Consider the following 15794-nt stretch of genomic DNA (forward strand, 5'->3'; position numbering starts at 1 on the left):
TTCTCCTTTATTCTTCCTTCGTCATCGCAAGGAGAACTCATGCGCGTTGCATTTCTCGGACTCGGCATCATGGGCCGCGGTATGGCCTCAAATCTTGTGAAGGCGGGACACGCAGTGTCCGCCTGGAATCGCACTCCTGGTAAGCAGGTAGAAAATGCGCGAATCGCCTCCACGCCGGCCGAAGCGGCCGAAGGCGCGGACGTCGTCTGGCTCTGCGTCTCCGATACGAACGCTGTCGAAAGCGTCCTGTTCGGCGAAGACGGCGTCGAGCCACAGCTGCGCGAGGGCAGCATCGTGGTGAACTCCAGCACCATCTCGCCCAGCGCCACCCGTGAATTCGCCGAGCGCGTGCGCGCCGGCGGGGCCGATTTCGTTGACGCGCCCGTTACCGGCTCCAAGGTCGCCGCCGAAAGCGGACAGCTCGTCTTCATCGTCGGTGGCGCCGAAGCCACCATCGAGCGCATTCAGCCGCTGTTCTCGGCGATGGGAAAAACCGTGCTGCGCATGGGCGACGTAGGCATGGGCCAGTCCGCCAAGCTCGCTCAAAACCTCATGACTTCGGTGATCTTCGAAGCCTTCGCCGAGGCCCTCACGCTGGCCACCAAGCTCGGCGTGCAGCCTGAGTCGCTGCTCGCGCTCATTCAGTCCAGCATGGTGCGCAGCGGCGTGGTTGACTATAAGGCGCCCCTGGTCCTGCGCCGCGATTTCTCAGCGCACTTTCCCATGCGCCTCATGTTCAAAGACATTCGCCTCATGCTCGAGGCGGCGAAGGAGACGCGCGTCAAATTGCCTGCTCTCGAGACCGTCAGCGAGATCTATGAGTTGGCGATGGAAGAAGGCCAGCAGGACCTGGATTACGCCGCCACCCTTACGCTGCTGGAAAAGTGGGCCGGCGTCGAAGTCCGCGGCGCCGCCGCTTCATAGCAAGCCGACGTTCTGCGACCTTTCTTTGTGGCCCTTCGTGCGCCCTTCGTGTCGCTTGTGTGAAACGCTTTTGACCTTCGTTGCGTCAGCACGGGACCGCGACGGCGAAATGCTAAACTGCTAATTGCCAAGGGCAGTATCAACCACGGGCCTTCCAACCCTCGTACAATCTTTCCCCGGAGGACACTCATGGCATCCAGCACGCAAGCCCAGCCTTCCCCGATCCTGATCTTCCGCACTCTTCGCGCTTTTGAAAATTCCGCCGCTCTCAAGACTGCCATCGAGCTTGACCTGTTCACCGCTGTCGGTGAAGGCAGCAACACGGCCGCGTCGCTCGCCAGGCGCGTGAAGGTCGCCGAGCGCGGCGCGCGCATCCTCGCCGACCACCTGGTTGTTCTCGGTTTTCTCACCAAGAAAAACGGCAGCTACGGCCTCACCGAGGACAGCGCCACGTTTCTCGATCGTCGCTCGCCCGCTTACATGGGCACCGTTGCAAAATTTCTGGCTGCACCGCACGCGTACAAGAACTTCGAGGGTCTTACCGACGCCGTCCGTCGCGGCGGCGCCCCTGAAGACGCGCACAGCGTAACGCCCGACGACGACATGTGGGTTGAGTTCGCTCGCAGCATGGCGCCGCTCATGGTGCCTGCCTCGCAGTTCATCGCCGATTTGACCAAATCGGCGGCGGCTCGCCCCATGAAAGTCCTCGACATCGCCGCGGGGCATGGCCTGTTCGGCATCGCCGTTGCCAAGGCGAATCCCAAGGCTGAAATCGTCGCCGTGGACTGGAAGCCGGTCCTCTCCGTCGCGCAGGAGAACGCGAACAAAGCCGGTGTCGCCAATCGTTACCGCGCCCTGTACGGCAGCGCCTTCGACGTTGACTTCGGTTCCGGCTACGACCTGGTGTTGCTCACCAACTTCCTCCACCACTTCGACGTGCCTACCAACGAGAAGCTGCTGCGCAAGATCCACGCCGCGCTCAATCCGGGCGGACGCGTCGCAACTCTCGAATTCGTTCCCAACGACGATCGCGTCACGCCTCCCGACGCGGCCGCCTTCGCCATCATCATGCTGGCCTCCACGCCGCACGGTGATGCTTTCACCCGGAAGGAACTCGAGAGCATGCTGCGCAACGCCGGCTTTCGCTCCACCGAGATGCACATGCTGCCCACTGGTTTTCAGGCGGTGCTGCTTTCGCAGAAGTAACGGGGCCTTCCCGTTTCGGTGCGATATTCCCGAATCAGCCCGCGACGGCGGCCACCCGCCGTCGCAACTCTTTTGTTTTGCGTGTTTGTGAGTTTGGCGCAGCAACTGCACTGGACACGGCGGCTAGGACCGCGCGACAGAGAAGTCCGCGGTCGAGGGCAAGAGGAACGAAAGCGCCGTCATGAGGGGTGCGTCATGAACGATCTGCAATATCTGCTCGGCCTGGTTCGCGCCGCAATTGCGACCGCCGATCCGAAGACCGAACAGTTCGAGCAGCTCATGGCGGCGCAGCGCCATCTGCTCCAGCTCATCTGGCAAGCCAGTGTCGCCGAGCCGCGCCAGGCTGTCCTCCGCTAGCGTTCGCTTCGGAGCTGGTGCATAATCTCCCGGCCTGCGCTGCTTCGTCGTGCGCCGGCCGAGGCGCAATGGGACTCTACTCGCACTACGACCACGCCCACACGCATCCCGTAAACCGCGCCCTCCATATGCTCGCCATTCCGGTGGGCTTTTCATCCGTCTTCGTTGTCTGGTTTCACCCCCTCATCGCCGCCATGCTGATTCCGGCGGCCTTCGCGCTCGCCTGGATCGGCCACCTCATCGAAGGAAACAAGCCCGCCTTCCTCACCAATCCGGTTCACGTGTTTGTCGCTCCGCTCTGGCTCTTCCGCCGCCTCACCGGACGCAGCTCCGGCGCCGGCAAACCCGCCTGAGTTCGATTCATCACCTGTCCCGTGCCCATACCGCGCCGTCCCGGTGCGCGGCATGTTCTTGCCCGAGAGCAGCTCTTGGGACCTCCTTTGAATGAAACTTTTGTGCTGTGCTCGCCGTAACAGTAATCAGTTCAGCGGTGACAAAAATCAACGTGAACCGTCTTATTCACGACAACACATTCGTCTATAGCAGTGAAGGCAATTGGGGGACGTCATGGGAGCCGAGTGGAATAAGTACATTGACAGCACACCGCTGCGCATCGCGCTGATCGCGGTGGGCCTGGTGATTTGGGGAGCAGCGGTCGTTGCTCTGCTGGCTGCCGCCTAGGGCGCCGAGTTGTAGAGGCGCAGCTTGCTGCGTCGCCGCGCGGATGGGGCGGCCGCGTCAGGCGCGGCTGGTGACTTCGTCCCGCTGCGCGGTTCGCGCGCTGTAGTGGGAATCCACGTAGTCGTCGAGCATCTTGATGAACTCGGCCACGATGTTGTCCCCACGCAGGGTCGTCACCTTCCGCCCATCCACGAAGACCGGGGCCACCGGCTCTTCGAAAGTTCCCGGCAGCGAGATACCAAGATTTGCGTGCTTGCTCTCGCCCGGGCCGTTGACCACGCAGCCCATCACCGCCACGCTCATCGCTTCAACCCCGGCGTAGCGCTGCTTCCACACCGGCATCTGCTCGCGCAGATACTTCTGGATGTCGGCCGCCATCTCCTGGAAGAACGTGCTCGTGGTGCGCCCGCATCCCGGACACGCCGTCACCTGCGGCGTGAAGTTGCGGATGCCGAGCGATTGCAAAATCTGCTGCGCGACCTGCACTTCCTCCGCGCGATCTCCGTTCGGCGCCGGCGTGAGCGACACGCGGATCGTGTCGCCGATGCCTTCCTGCAGCAGCACGCCCAGCGCCGCCGTGGAAGCCACCACGCCCTTGTTGCCCATGCCGGCTTCGGTCAGCCCCAGGTGCAGCGGATAGTCGCAGCGCCGCGCCAGCGCGCGGTAAACGTCGATCAAGTCCTGCACGCCGCTCACCTTCGCGCTCAGGATGATCTGGTCGTGCCGCAGGCCGTACTTTTCCGCCAGCTCGGCCGAGCGCAGCGCGCTCTCAACCATTGCGTCCATCGTGACTTCGCGCGCGTCCTTCGGCTGCTCGAGCTTGGCGTTCTCGTCCATCATCCGCGTGAGCAGCGCCTGGTCCAGCGACCCCCAGTTCACGCCGATGCGAACAGGTTTTTGGTTCTCGACCGCGACCTCAACCATGGCGCGGAAGTTGTCGTCGTCCTTGCGCCCGATGCTCACGTTCCCCGGATTGATGCGGTACTTCGCCAGCGCCCGCGCGCACGCCGGATACTTCTTCAGCAGGATGTGTCCGTTGTAGTGGAAGTCACCGATGATGGGCACCCGAATGCCCTGCAGCACCAGTGTGTCCACCACATGCGGCACCGCCCGCGCCGCGTCTTCGTTGTTCACCGTGACGCGCACCAGCTCCGACCCAGCCCGCGCCAGGTCCGCCACCTGCTTGGCAGTCGACGTGACGTCGGCCGTGTCGGTGTTCGTCATCGACTGCACCACGACCGGCGCGTCGCCGCCAATACGCACACCCGCCACTACGCACTGCACGGATTTCCTGCGTTGAATGCTGGCCATCGGAGATACAATTTTACCACTTGGAATCCAAAGCGCGTCGACGAGGCGAACCTGGCCAGTCCGAAGAAATCGCCCGTCTTTGCTGGGAACGGGTCCCAGTGCTCGCACCCAAGCGGGGCCTTTCTGGAGCCACCTCCAAAATGTCATATCATGACGCTTGACAGTGCGGCGACATCTAACTATTCCTGGTGCTCTGCTGATTAGAATGTCCACGCTCGATCATTGCCTTAGTTTCCATAGGAGCGAGCTTAGATGAAAAGGATGCTGATCATCTTGATCGTTGTAGGGGCGCTTGCGACAGCATGGTCACAAACAGGCAAGCCGTCTGGGCGGCTGGATGAGTTGGCCCGTCGAGCCAGGGCTGAGGGCAGGTCAGAGGTCCAGATCGGTATCGGAGATATCGAAACGTTAGACGCAAGCTCCCTCACAGAGGCGCTGTCAAACTTCACGGTTGTACTCGCGCAGCCAATTACCAGTATTTCGGTAAGGCGTGGGGACAGCATTGTTACTTGGACAAAGTTCAACGCCATCGAGTTCCTCGCACTCCGGCCAAATTGCGAGGCCTGCTCCTTCCGCCAGGAGCCGCCGGAGACTTTACTGCCGTTCGGCTCGAACCAATTTGTGCTTCCGATCCCAGGGGGCACTGTGGATGTAGAAGGCATCAAGGTGCGCTCTTCCGGAAAGCATACTGTTCTCTTTGAACCCGGAAAGACGTACTTGCTGCTGTTAAACATGAACTCGATCGGCCAGGCACGTTTGGACGCTGGCGTCTCGGGCGCCTTTTTTGTAAATGACGACGGCACTATCCGACCCATATCGAAGCACAACGTGCGCTGGGCAAAAGAGCTGCAAGAACACTATCCGTCAGTCGCAGCAGTGAGGGGAGCCACAAAGCCAGCCTCGAAGTAATGGAAAACGGGCCCAGAAGGTTGCAGAGTCGCAGTGCGAAGAGGGCGCGAACGATGAGGATACGACTCGTCCTGATGGTACCCATTCTCCTGACGTGTACTCATTTGACTGCCCAGTGCGTCGATTGCCGCTACAACGAAGAGATATTGGCAGGGCACGGTGCAGCGTCATCCACTGACAACCGGCGGAAGATTACGGTGTCGCTCGGTGACGTGACCGGCCTGAGTAGCGCTGACATCCAGACGGCAATGGCCTGTGCTCGGGATCAGTGGAACAACGCCACCGATCAATTCGGCAACAAAACTGGTTTCTTTTTCGTAACCGATCAAAGCCACGTTATTAGCAATCCCTCTGACATAACCATATCCTCCGGAACGGTTGACGGCGGAGCTGCACTCCTCAACACAAACCAATCCTCCCCGTGGACCATGACACTGGATCCTAACTATAATACAAGCCCACAATACAGCGCTGCGGAACTCTGTGGTCGCATTGCTCATGAACTCGGTCACGCTATCGGCCTCGGAAACGGCGATGGCAGCTGTTCCACCATCATGAATACTTCCACAACCACTGGTCATCGGACGGACAACACTGTAGCAGCCGGTGATGTTGCCAAATCGAATCAGTTTCTAAACAATCAAGTAGCTAATTGTCACCAGGCGATCAACTCTAGTGTGGATACCGTCCCCCACGGATCCTAGCAGCGGTCCTTGCGTAAACAGTCCGGATCCGTATTGCTCGCAAGCTTGGGCCTGTCAGGACTCCGGTGGATCCTGGAATGAACTCGAGCATGAGTGTCACTACCAAGGGCCCGAATCCCCCGTCATTGTTGATGCCGTGGGTGAGGGTTTCCACCTGACGAGTGCACCGGACGGCGTCGAGTTTGACATCGAAGCGCGTGGTCGGCCGTTGCAAGTGGCATGGACTGATCCAGCCTATTCCAACGCGTTCCTTGTCTTGGATCGTAATGGCAACGGTCGCATTGACAACGGCTCTGAATTGTTCGGCAACTTCACTCCGCAGCCGCCTTCGGCCACGCCCAATGGTTTTGCTGCGCTCGCCGAGTTCGACAAACCCGTCAATGGTGGGAACGGCGATGGCGTGATTGACAGCCGCGACGTGGTCTACTACAACCTACGCCTTTGGCGCGATGCGAACCACAACGGCATCTCCGAAGCCAGCGAGCTCTATACCCTGCCGCAGCTCGGCATAGCGTCCATCTCATTGGATTATCGGCAGGCAAGCCGACGCGACGAATTCGGCAACATATTCCGATATCGCGCCAAGGTGAACGGCAACAGCCATTCCGACGCCGGCCGATGGGCGTATGATGTGTTTCTCCAGAAAGGCCAGCCGACTGCGCGCCTGACCATCGCCCGACCTGCGCGCCACGCGAATATCGAACTTAACCGACTCTGGTCTAGCGCTGCGGAGGTGGATTCGGGCTTCGGTGATTTCGTAAGGCCCTAGGGCAGGAATCTTGGACAGCTCGGTACGCTCGTTGCGAAGGGATGAAAATCCCGGTGCTCATGTCTGCCCATTCGGTCCGAGTTCCGCCTCGCACAAAAAACTTTTCCCGACCTGTAATCCCACTTTCGTGCCCCTCGTCCATACACACAGCGCGGATAGCTCAATTTGAGAACAAACACGGATGGACGAGGGTTGGGTCGTCCGCGCTGCTCATCTTCCTCCCTTGGCAAGCCGTAACCGGTGGCCGCGATCCACCGGTTGCGGCAAACCTTTTTAGCTGGCAGCCAGAAGCCAGTAGCGCCTTTCGCAAGGCCACCCGCCAAAATCGTTCTCCCAACGCATCTCCAAAATCGCAGCGGGGTTTGTAAACTCTGGAACCCCTCTGTCGTCAGATAGGAGTAAGGGATGGAGCACACCCTGAAGGCAGCCCTCGGCCAGCAGGTGCGCGAAACATCGCTCCTGGATCAAACAGCGCTCGACGACTTCGATTCGGTCGTCGTCGCTCACCAGCGGCGCGTGTACCGCGTACTGTTGGGCTTGCTGCGCGATCCCGACGCAGCCGAGACGCTCACCCAGGAGTGCTTCCTGCGCGCTTACCAGGCGCGATCGAGCTTTCGCGGCGAAGCCAGCATCGGCACCTGGCTCATCCGCATCGCGGTCAACTTGGCGCGCGACTACGGACGCAGCCGCCGTACTGCTTTCTGGCGACGTCTCTTTGCCAGCGACCCGGAAGAGGTCGCCCTCGCCGAGCAAAACCTGCCCGGCCGGCAGGCGTCGGCCGAGCAGCAGATGCTGGCGCGCGAGGAGTTGCAGGCGGTCTGGAGCGCGGTCGAGACGCTTTCCGGCCAGCAGCGCGCGGTGTTCGTGTTGCGCTTCGTCGAGGAGCTGACTTTGGAAGAGATCGCGCAGGCCACGTCGCTGAGTGTAGGCACCATCAAGAGTCACCTGGCGCGCGCCGTCAGCGCCGTGCGCCGCAAGGTTCGCGGAACAGAAGCCACGGCTGCGCTTGTCAGCGGAAGCCGATAATTCGCTCTTTGACTTAGGGTCTGTAGCATTCTGCCTGTGAACCGAGATTTGAGACCTGAGAACTGACATGAGCGTGCACCTGAACGAACAACAACTCGCCGAATGGCTGCTCGGCTCGGCCGACGCGGCCGTTGCCGGACACATCGAGCTCTGTTCGGCCTGCCGCCATGAGGCCGATTCACTCGAGCGCCAGCTGGCGCTCTTCCGCGACTCGGTGCACGCCGCCGCCACCCGCGACGAATTTGCCTGGATGCGGCAGCGCGCCGCCATTGCCCAGGCTCTGCGTCCCAGCCCGTCGTTCACTTCGCTGCGCTGGGCCCTGGCCGGCAGCCTGTGCGCCGCCCTGCTCGCGACCGTGATGATCACGCAGGCGCCCGAGCCGGCAGCTCTTGCACCGGTGCACACCAGCGCCGCCGACGCCGCTGACGACGCGCTGCTGCTCCAGATCCAGAGCGACCTGGCGCGTCCCGTGCCGGCCGCGCTGCAGCCCGCGCAGGTCATCGCCAACGAGCGCAGTGCGCGGCTGCAAGCCAGTGCAGGTGGTCTGGGCGGGAATCCGGTTCGCAGTAACAGGGCCAATCACGAGGATTAGTTTTCCGTGCCGGCCGCTGCGCACAGCGTGCCGGAGTCGTCCACCGCAGGAGAGCCACAACTATGAAGATGTTCCACAAAGCCTTGCCTGTGTCCCTCAGCTGTGTCCTTGCCCTGGCCGGCGCGGCCTCGGCGCAGGTTGAACCTCCACCGCTGGCCCCAGGCGGCGGCATCACCATCGAAGCCCCCGGCCCCGATCCCGGTGGGCCGCAAGGCGACCGTGTGTTCTTCACGCGTCGCGTTGAGGGTCCCATGCGCGGCGAGATGGGCTTGCACCACGGTCCCATGGGCAAGTGGTGGAAGAACTCCGAGCTGGTTCAGCAGCTCGGCATCAACGACACGCAGGTGCAGCAGATCGAAAAGAGCTTCCAGGACCACCGCCTCCAGCTCATTGACCTGCACGCCAACCTGGAGAAGCAGGAAGCGCTGCTCGAGCCCATGATCGAGGCCGACCGCCCCGACGAGGCGCAGGTCATCTCGCAGATCGACAAGGTTGCCCAGGCGCGCGCCGCGCTCGAGAAATCGAACGCGCAGATGATGCTCGGCATCCGTCGCGTCCTCACGCCCGACCAGTGGAAGAAGCTGCAGGCCCGCGAGCATTCACCGCGCATGTTCTTCCGCCGCGTCGGTCCCGGTGAAGGATTTCTTAAGGGCGGACCTGAGGGCGGGCGGCACATGCGTCGTCGCGTCCCCGGCCCTGGCCAGCCACAAACCGCCCCCGCTCCGCCGCCACCACAGCGCCAGCCCGGCGATGATCAGTAACGGATTGGGCCAGGACTTCGGCCACCGAGCCTCTCGGTGGCCCTTGTTTTGTGGCGTGTCATTCTCTGTGCCTCTGTGGTGGACGCTGTCTTCCAGGTGCTATCCTTGACCGCAACGCATTCCCCTGAGGGCAGGCATTTGCGGCACATCGTACCCGCCGGACTCGACCGCAAAGAGGCGGCAGTCTGGAGCAAGCTCGACCCCGAGCGGCTTCCGAAGCACATCGCGATCATCATGGATGGCAATGGCCGCTGGGCGCGCCGCCGCCACCTGCCGCGCGTCGCCGGACACCGCGCCGGCGTCGCCGCCGTCCGCAGCACCGTCGAGACAGCCGCCCGCATCGGCGTCGAATCCGTCACGCTCTACGCCTTCTCCGTCGAAAACTGGCAGCGCCGCCCCGAGCTCGAAGTCGACTTCCTGATGGCCCTGCTCCGCCGCTACCTGCGCCAGGAGATGCCCACCCTCAAGCGCAACAACATCCGCCTGGAATACATCGGGCGCCACCACGAACTCCCGCCCAAGGTCCGCGAGCGCATGGCCTGGGCGCAGCTGGAAACTGCCCAGTGCACTGGCATGCGCCTCACGCTCGCGCTCAACTACGGCGCGCGCAGCGAGCTGGTTGACGCCTTCAACCGGATCGTGCAGAAGGCCGCCAACAACGGTGGCATCGAGCACCTCACCATCGACGAAGAAGCCGTCCGCCGCCACCTCTACACCAGCCACATGCCCGATCCCGACCTCGTCGTCCGCACCAGCGGCGAGATGCGGCTCAGCAACTTCCTCCTCTGGCAGGTCGCCTACGCCGAAATCTACGTGACCGAAACCCTGTGGCCCGATTTCCGCGGCATTCACCTGCTCGAAGCCATCGCCGAATACCAGAAGCGCGAGCGCCGCTACGGCGGCCTCGCTCCCGCCCGCGACCACGCCGGTTCCCGCCGCGTCTAGCGGATCAAGGCCCTTTCACACGAAGGACACGAAGGTTGCACAAAGGAAATTCAGAAACTCGCCTTGTGCGCCTTTCGTGTTTTTTGTGCGAACGAATTAGACCTAACGTCAGACACCTGGTTTTGGCCCCCGGTCAGCTAGAATGATCCGCCATTTCCACCGCACAGCTGCGCAGCCGCGAACTCTCCGCGCCTCCGCGGTGAAGCGACTTGATGAAGAGAGTCCTCACAGCCCTAGTTCTTGCCCCGCTGGTCCTCGCCGCGGTCTTCTGGCTGCCCCTCTGGATTTTTTCCATCGTCGTCGGCGCCATCGCGCTCCTCGCCGCCCACGAATTCCTGAACATCGCAGAAACGGGCGGCATCGAAACCGTCCGCGGCGCCACGTTTCTGTTCATCGCGCTGCTCTTCGTCGCCTTTCCGCTGACGGCGAACTCGCACAGCTCGCTTCCCGTGGCCGGCGACATGGTGCTCGCCGTCCCGCTCTCGCCTCTCCTCGGACTCGCCGCCATCATTGCCGCAGCCTTCTTCACGCTCGCGCTCGGCATGCGCCGCGAAGACTTTGCCGGCTCGCTTCCCGGCGCCGCCGTCAGCGTCTTCGCCATCCCGTACATCGCGCTTACTCTGGGCGCGCTGGTGCTCCTGCGCGACCTCCGCTTCGGCGCCTACTACATCCTTTATTTGTTCGTTGTGGTCTGGTCGGGCGACATCTTCGCCTACTACGCTGGACGCGCCTTCGGACGCCACCTCATGGCGCCGCGCGTCAGCCCCAAGAAGACGTGGGAGGGCGCCGTCGCCGGATTCATCTCCGCCACCGCCCTCGGCGCCGCGTTCTGGCTCTGCGCGCCGCAGATCACCGGCGCGCTCGCTCGCATCCACGCCCTCGGCCCGGCCACGCGCGGCACCCTCGGCGCGCCGGTGCTCTGGCACGGAATCGTGCTTTCCGCCGTGCTCAACGCGATCGCCCAGGTCGGCGACCTCGTCGAATCCATGATCAAGCGCGGCTCGGGCGTAAAGGATTCCGGCACGCTCCTCCCGGGTCACGGCGGCATCCTCGACCGCATCGACGCGCTGCTCTTCGCCGCGCCGGTGATGTGGTACTGCGTCTTTCTCGCCGCTCTCTGACGTGAGCCCGGCAAACGACCGAGCGCCAACGACCAACGGCCAACGACGGACTACCCAATCCAAGCCTCTGTTATCATGTTCCTTCAGCGTTAAATGAAGTTTGCGCGCAGGACGCGACCCTTCGCGCAGTCGTTCACGGTCCCCGACCGTGGCCCTGACCTTGCAGAACATTTCAATCCTCGGTTCCACCGGCTCCATCGGACGCAGCACGCTGCGCATCGTCGAGTCCTATCCCGACCTCTTCCGCGTGGCCGCCCTTGCCGCCGGCAACAACGTGGACGCCGCCTTCGAGCAGGCACTCTGCTGGCAGCCCAAACTTGTCTCCATGGCCACCGACGAGGCCGCCGCCGACCTGCGCCGCCGCCTTGCCGCCGAAAACGCGAAGATCGAGGTCGCCTCCGGCAACGAAGGCGCCATCCGCGTTGCAACTCACGCCGACGCCGACTTTGTCGTCAGCGCCATCGTCGGCGTCGCCGGACTCGAAGCTACGTACGAAGCGGTAAAAGCAGGGAAGACCGTTGGCCTGGCGAACAAAGAGTGCCTCGTCGCCGCCGGCGAGCTGCTCACCGAAGAAGCGCGCCGCCAGGGCAAGCCACTGCTGCCCATCGACAGCGAGCACAATGCCGTCCATCAGTGCATGCGCGGCGGACGCCTCAACGAAGTCGAGCGCGTTTGGCTCACCGCCTCCGGCGGGCCCTTCCTCAACACGCCGCGCTCCGAATTCGCCGGCATCACGGTCGAGCAGGCGCTCAACCACCCCACCTGGAAGATGGGCCGCCGCATCACCATCGACTCAGCCACTCTGATGAACAAAGGTTTCGAGGTCATTGAAGCCTGCCGGCTCTTCAACCTGCCGCCCAGCCGCGTCAGCGTCATCGTGCACCCGCAGTCCACCATTCATTCGCTGGTCGAGTTCCGTGACGGCAGCCTGCTGGCCCAGCTCTCGGTCACCGACATGCGCCTGCCCATCCTCTACGCGCTCACCTATCCCGAGCGCATCGAGTCGGACCTGCGCTTCGATGTCTCGAGCCTCCGCCGCCTGGACTTCTGCCCGCCCGATATGGAAAAGTTCCCCTGCCTCGCGCTGGCTTACGAGGCCGCCGAGGCCGGCGGCGCAAAAACCATCGCACTGAACGCTGCCGACGAGGTCGCCGTGGCCGGTTTCCTCGACGGCAGCATTCGTTTTGACGACATTGCCCGCGTGGTCGGCGGCGTTTTACGTGAAACGGAAGCCCGCCACCCTGAATCTATTGATAAGGTGTTGGCAGCCGACGCGCAGGCGCGTCGCGCCGCTGCTGCTCACGTTCGCGAGCTCCGCCATTCCGACGCGCAGCCGGCCGCGGCCATCCGGCATCAGACTTAGGACGTATAAATATAGTTATGTCGTTGGGTTCCTTTCTCACCAGCCTCGGAGCGGTAGCCGTCGTGCTCGGCGTGATGATCCTCGTCCACGAGTTCGGACACTATGCTGCCGCAAAATTTTTTGGCGTTCGCGTCGAGCAGTTTGCTCTCGGCTTCGGCAAGCGTCTTTTCGGCTTCCGCAAGGGTGAAACCGACTACCGCGTGAACCTGCTGCCGCTGGGCGGGTACGTGAAGATGAGCGGTGAGAATCCGCTCGACACGCCCACCGGCGACCCGCGCGAATTCCTCTCGCACCCGCGCTGGCACCGCTTCATCATCGCGATCGCCGGCCCGGCCATGAACATCCTGCTCGCCATCGGCCTGCTCACCGGCATCTACATGGTGCGCTACGAGCACGCCGCCTACATGGACCAGCCCGCCGTCGTCGGCTGGGTGCAGGACAACTCGCCCGCCCAGAAGGCCGGCATCCAGGCAGGCGACCGCATCGTTCGCATTGACAACCTGCTAAACCCCACCTGGGAGGACGCGCTCTACAAGATTCTTCTCAGTCCGAATCAGCCGCTCGACATCGCCGTCGAGCGCGGCAGCCAGGTGCTGACCAAACGCGTGGTTCCTGAGAAAGTCGGCAAAGACGAGGTCGGTGACGCCGGCCTCGAGCCCGAGCAGGTCATCAACATCAGCGCCGTCGAAGCCGGCATGCCCGCGGCCAAGGCCGGCATCGAGCCCGGCGACGAGCTGGTCTCCGTCGGCGACACACCCATTCACTCCGCGCAGGGCCTGATTCGTCGCTTGCAGGACAACGGCGCCAAGCCCATCGAAGTCCGCGTGCTGCGCGAAGGCCAGGAACGCGCCTTCACCGTCACGCCGGTGCTCGACAAGGAGCGCGGCGACGGCGCCTATCGCATCGGCGTCCTGCCCGGCTCGCGCATCCACGTGGACAAGCTGCCATTCCGCCAGGCGCTCTTGCGCTCGCTCCAGGAAAACAAGCGCAACTCGCTGCTGGTCTTCGAGCTCGTCCAGAAAATGATCCAGCGCAAGGTTTCGATGCGCCAGATGTCCGGGCCCATCGGCATCGCGCAGGCCTCCGGCGAAGCCGTCCGCCAGAAAGGCTGGACGCCGATCCTCACCCTGATGGCCATGATCAGCCTTCAGCTCGGCCTGTTTAATCTCTTCCCGATCCCGATCCTCGACGGCGGTGTCATTCTGCTGCTGATCCTGGAAGGCCTCATGCGCCGCGACATCAGCCTGACGGTCAAGGAGCGCATCTACAAAGCCGCGTTCGTCTTCCTTGTGCTCTTCGCCGTGCTGGTCATCTACAACGACCTGACGAAAGCGATCCCAGCCCTCGGCGGCTGAGAAGCGGCGTTGGGCATTTAGCACTTAGCACCTGGCCCCTGAACATTCGATTCCCCAACCAGGGCCTGTTTACGGCCAAACGCCAACCGTCAATTGCTAACTGCCGTTCGAGCCATCATCCTGCGCCACCGCATCGATCGGCCAAATCGCAAATCACCAAGTACAAATCACAAACAACAAAAATGCCGGGGCTTTCGCCCCGGCTTTTCCCCAAATGCAAGTGTTGCCGCAGTGCTTACGAGGTTCTGCGCGGATGTATCGTCAGGTCGCGCACCTGTCCCAGGATGCTCGACCATTGCATGCCGTTCAGCTTGCTCACGAACGGGACCAGCTCGGCAATAAACTCGTCGGTCATCAGGTCGCGGATCTCTTCTTCGCGCGTGCGCGCGCCGCCCTTCAGCAGGTCGGGCACGCCCACCTCCAGCGCCTTCGCCAGCCGCTCCAGCGACGACAACGTTGGCGTCGCCTTGTCGTTCTCGATCTTCGAGACGTAGGTGCGCGGCACGTTCATGCGCATCGCCAGTTGCCGCTGGCTCATGCCGTTGCGCTGCCGCAGCGTGCGGATCGCCACCGCGATCTGCAAATGTCCCGGCAGGTTCGCATGGCTCGCCGGTTGTGGCTCCGGCGCCGCCGCCACCGGCTGCGGCTCCTCAGGATCGAGCGAAGTGCGGCACTTGCGGCAAAGATTGTTGTTGGTACGGAACTGGACGAGCTGACAACGATCGCATCTCACCACTTCCCGTGAATCTACGGGTGCGAGTGTCGTGGCCATCTAGGTTGTGCGAGATGCCAGAGCGAGCATCCACTTCACGGCCCAGAAACTGCTACCGCCACTGTGACAAAAGATTGCCGCCGCCGGACATGGCTTGGCCGGCAAGCAGGGACAATCTGCTGCAATTCGCCCCCTGTGTCAAGGTATTTTTAGGAGGAAAACCCGATAACGCTCCACGAATGGTCCCAAGAAAACCGGCGAAACAACGGAGAAAACCGGAATCGGATTCGGACCGCTCCTCCTGTTTACTTTCTTGAGTACCGGGACTTGGCATTTAGCGGTCAGCACCGGACGTTTCTCTTCGTGCCCTTCGCGCGTCCTTGGTGTCCTGTGCGAAACGCTTTTGATCTCGCGTGCGCCGCCATGGAAGCCAATGGCCACATGCCCGCCCGTAAACTGTAAACTGTGAACTGTGAACTCGCGCTCCCGTACTGACGCTTGGCGCCTCCTCACCGAATTCACCGCCTCCGAGAGCCTGCGCAAGCACGCCCTCGCCGTCGAAGCGTGCATGCGCGCCTATGCCCGCAAGCTCGATCCCGCCAACGAGGAAACCTGGGCCATCACCGGCCTCCTGCACGACTTCGACTACGAGAAGTATCCCACTCCGGCCGAGCATCCCTTCGTGGGAAACAAGATCCTCGAAGAGCGCGGCTACTCCGAAGAAATCCGCCGCGCCATCCTCTCCCACGCCGAGTACTCTGGCGTCCCGCGCCAGACGCCCATGGAGCACGCCCTCTTCGCCTGCGACGAGCTCGCCGGCTTCATCACCGCCACCGCCCTGGTCAAGCCTGGCAAGTCGCTCGCTGAAGTTGAGGCGCCCTCGGTGCGAAAGAAGATGAAAGATAAAGCCTTCGCCCGCAGCGTTAGCCGCGACGACATCATCAGGGGCGCGCAGGAACTCGGCGTCGATCTCGAGCAGCATATCGCCTTCTGCATCGACGCGATGAAAACCATCGCCGCCGACCTCGGCCTCGCCGGCGCCGCTGCGGCGGGCTAGG

General features: G+C 62.7%; 17 protein-coding genes. 15 read left to right on the forward strand and 2 right to left on the reverse strand.

The window, feature by feature from the left end; translation table 11 throughout:
* Nucleotides 1-39 precede the first annotated feature (39 nt).
* The 4 genes from VFA60_08630 (at nt 40) to VFA60_08645 (ending at nt 2840) form a co-directional block, all read left to right on the forward strand.
* Nucleotides 40-924 (forward strand): NAD(P)-dependent oxidoreductase, encoded by an 885-nt coding sequence (locus VFA60_08630; GenBank protein HZQ91841.1) that lies wholly within the window; start codon nt 40-42, stop codon nt 922-924.
* A gap of 189 nt (nt 925-1113) precedes the next feature.
* A complete protein-coding gene (locus VFA60_08635) occupies nt 1114-2130 on the forward strand; it encodes a class I SAM-dependent methyltransferase (GenBank protein HZQ91842.1) in 1017 nt (338 codons plus the stop codon).
* 195 nt (nt 2131-2325) lie between these two features.
* Nucleotides 2326-2487, forward strand: a complete 162-nt coding sequence (locus VFA60_08640; GenBank protein ID HZQ91843.1) for a hypothetical protein — start codon at nt 2326-2328, stop codon at nt 2485-2487.
* A gap of 68 nt (nt 2488-2555) precedes the next feature.
* A complete protein-coding gene (locus VFA60_08645) occupies nt 2556-2840 on the forward strand; it encodes a DUF962 domain-containing protein (GenBank protein ID HZQ91844.1) in 285 nt (94 codons plus the stop codon).
* Nucleotides 2841-3225: 385 nt separating this feature from the next.
* On the opposite strand, the gene ispG is transcribed toward VFA60_08645, so the two are convergent.
* Nucleotides 3226-4479, reverse strand: a complete 1254-nt coding sequence (ispG, locus tag VFA60_08650) for a flavodoxin-dependent (E)-4-hydroxy-3-methylbut-2-enyl-diphosphate synthase (protein ID HZQ91845.1) — start codon at nt 4477-4479, stop codon at nt 3226-3228.
* Nucleotides 4480-4731: 252 nt separating this feature from the next.
* Between ispG and VFA60_08655 the strand changes: the two genes are divergently transcribed.
* The 10 genes from VFA60_08655 to VFA60_08700 all read left to right on the forward strand — a co-directional run bounded on the left by VFA60_08655 (nt 4732) and on the right by VFA60_08700 (nt 14024).
* Nucleotides 4732-5388, forward strand: a complete 657-nt coding sequence (locus tag VFA60_08655) for a hypothetical protein (GenBank protein HZQ91846.1) — start codon at nt 4732-4734, stop codon at nt 5386-5388.
* A gap of 74 nt (nt 5389-5462) precedes the next feature.
* Entirely contained in the window at nt 5463-6092 is a 630-nt protein-coding gene (locus VFA60_08660) for a hypothetical protein (protein ID HZQ91847.1), read from the forward strand.
* 136 nt (nt 6093-6228) lie between these two features.
* Nucleotides 6229-6861: a hypothetical protein gene (locus tag VFA60_08665; protein HZQ91848.1), complete on the forward strand. Its 633-nt coding sequence runs from the start codon at nt 6229-6231 to the stop codon at nt 6859-6861.
* A 405-nt stretch (nt 6862-7266) separates the two neighbouring features.
* Nucleotides 7267-7887, forward strand: coding sequence for a sigma-70 family RNA polymerase sigma factor (locus tag VFA60_08670; protein HZQ91849.1), 621 nt, complete (start codon nt 7267-7269; stop codon nt 7885-7887).
* Nucleotides 7888-7954: 67 nt separating this feature from the next.
* Nucleotides 7955-8479 (forward strand): hypothetical protein, encoded by a 525-nt coding sequence (locus tag VFA60_08675; GenBank protein HZQ91850.1) that lies wholly within the window; start codon nt 7955-7957, stop codon nt 8477-8479.
* Between the two features lie 89 nt (nt 8480-8568).
* Nucleotides 8569-9240: a Spy/CpxP family protein refolding chaperone gene (locus VFA60_08680; GenBank protein HZQ91851.1), complete on the forward strand. Its 672-nt coding sequence runs from the start codon at nt 8569-8571 to the stop codon at nt 9238-9240.
* A gap of 138 nt (nt 9241-9378) precedes the next feature.
* Entirely contained in the window at nt 9379-10185 is an 807-nt protein-coding gene (locus VFA60_08685) for an isoprenyl transferase (protein HZQ91852.1), read from the forward strand.
* A gap of 212 nt (nt 10186-10397) precedes the next feature.
* Entirely contained in the window at nt 10398-11306 is a 909-nt protein-coding gene (locus VFA60_08690) for a phosphatidate cytidylyltransferase (protein HZQ91853.1), read from the forward strand.
* A gap of 154 nt (nt 11307-11460) precedes the next feature.
* Nucleotides 11461-12669, forward strand: coding sequence for a 1-deoxy-D-xylulose-5-phosphate reductoisomerase (locus VFA60_08695; protein HZQ91854.1), 1209 nt, complete (start codon nt 11461-11463; stop codon nt 12667-12669).
* A 17-nt stretch (nt 12670-12686) separates the two neighbouring features.
* The gene (locus VFA60_08700; GenBank protein ID HZQ91855.1) at nt 12687-14024 is read left to right on the forward strand and encodes a site-2 protease family protein; all 1338 of its coding nucleotides are present in this window, start codon (nt 12687-12689) and stop codon (nt 14022-14024) included.
* 235 nt (nt 14025-14259) lie between these two features.
* Here VFA60_08700 and VFA60_08705 read toward each other — a convergent pair whose 3' ends face one another.
* Complete coding sequence (locus VFA60_08705; protein HZQ91856.1) at nt 14260-14757, reverse strand: helix-turn-helix transcriptional regulator; 498 nt, start codon at nt 14755-14757, stop codon at nt 14260-14262.
* A gap of 451 nt (nt 14758-15208) precedes the next feature.
* Between VFA60_08705 and VFA60_08710 the strand changes: the two genes are divergently transcribed.
* Complete coding sequence (locus VFA60_08710) at nt 15209-15793, forward strand: HDIG domain-containing protein (protein ID HZQ91857.1); 585 nt, start codon at nt 15209-15211, stop codon at nt 15791-15793.
* Nucleotide 15794 lies beyond the last annotated feature (1 nt).

Source organism: Terriglobales bacterium (assembly GCA_035651995.1).
Classification (GTDB): Bacteria; Acidobacteriota; Terriglobia; order Terriglobales; family Acidobacteriaceae; genus DASRER01.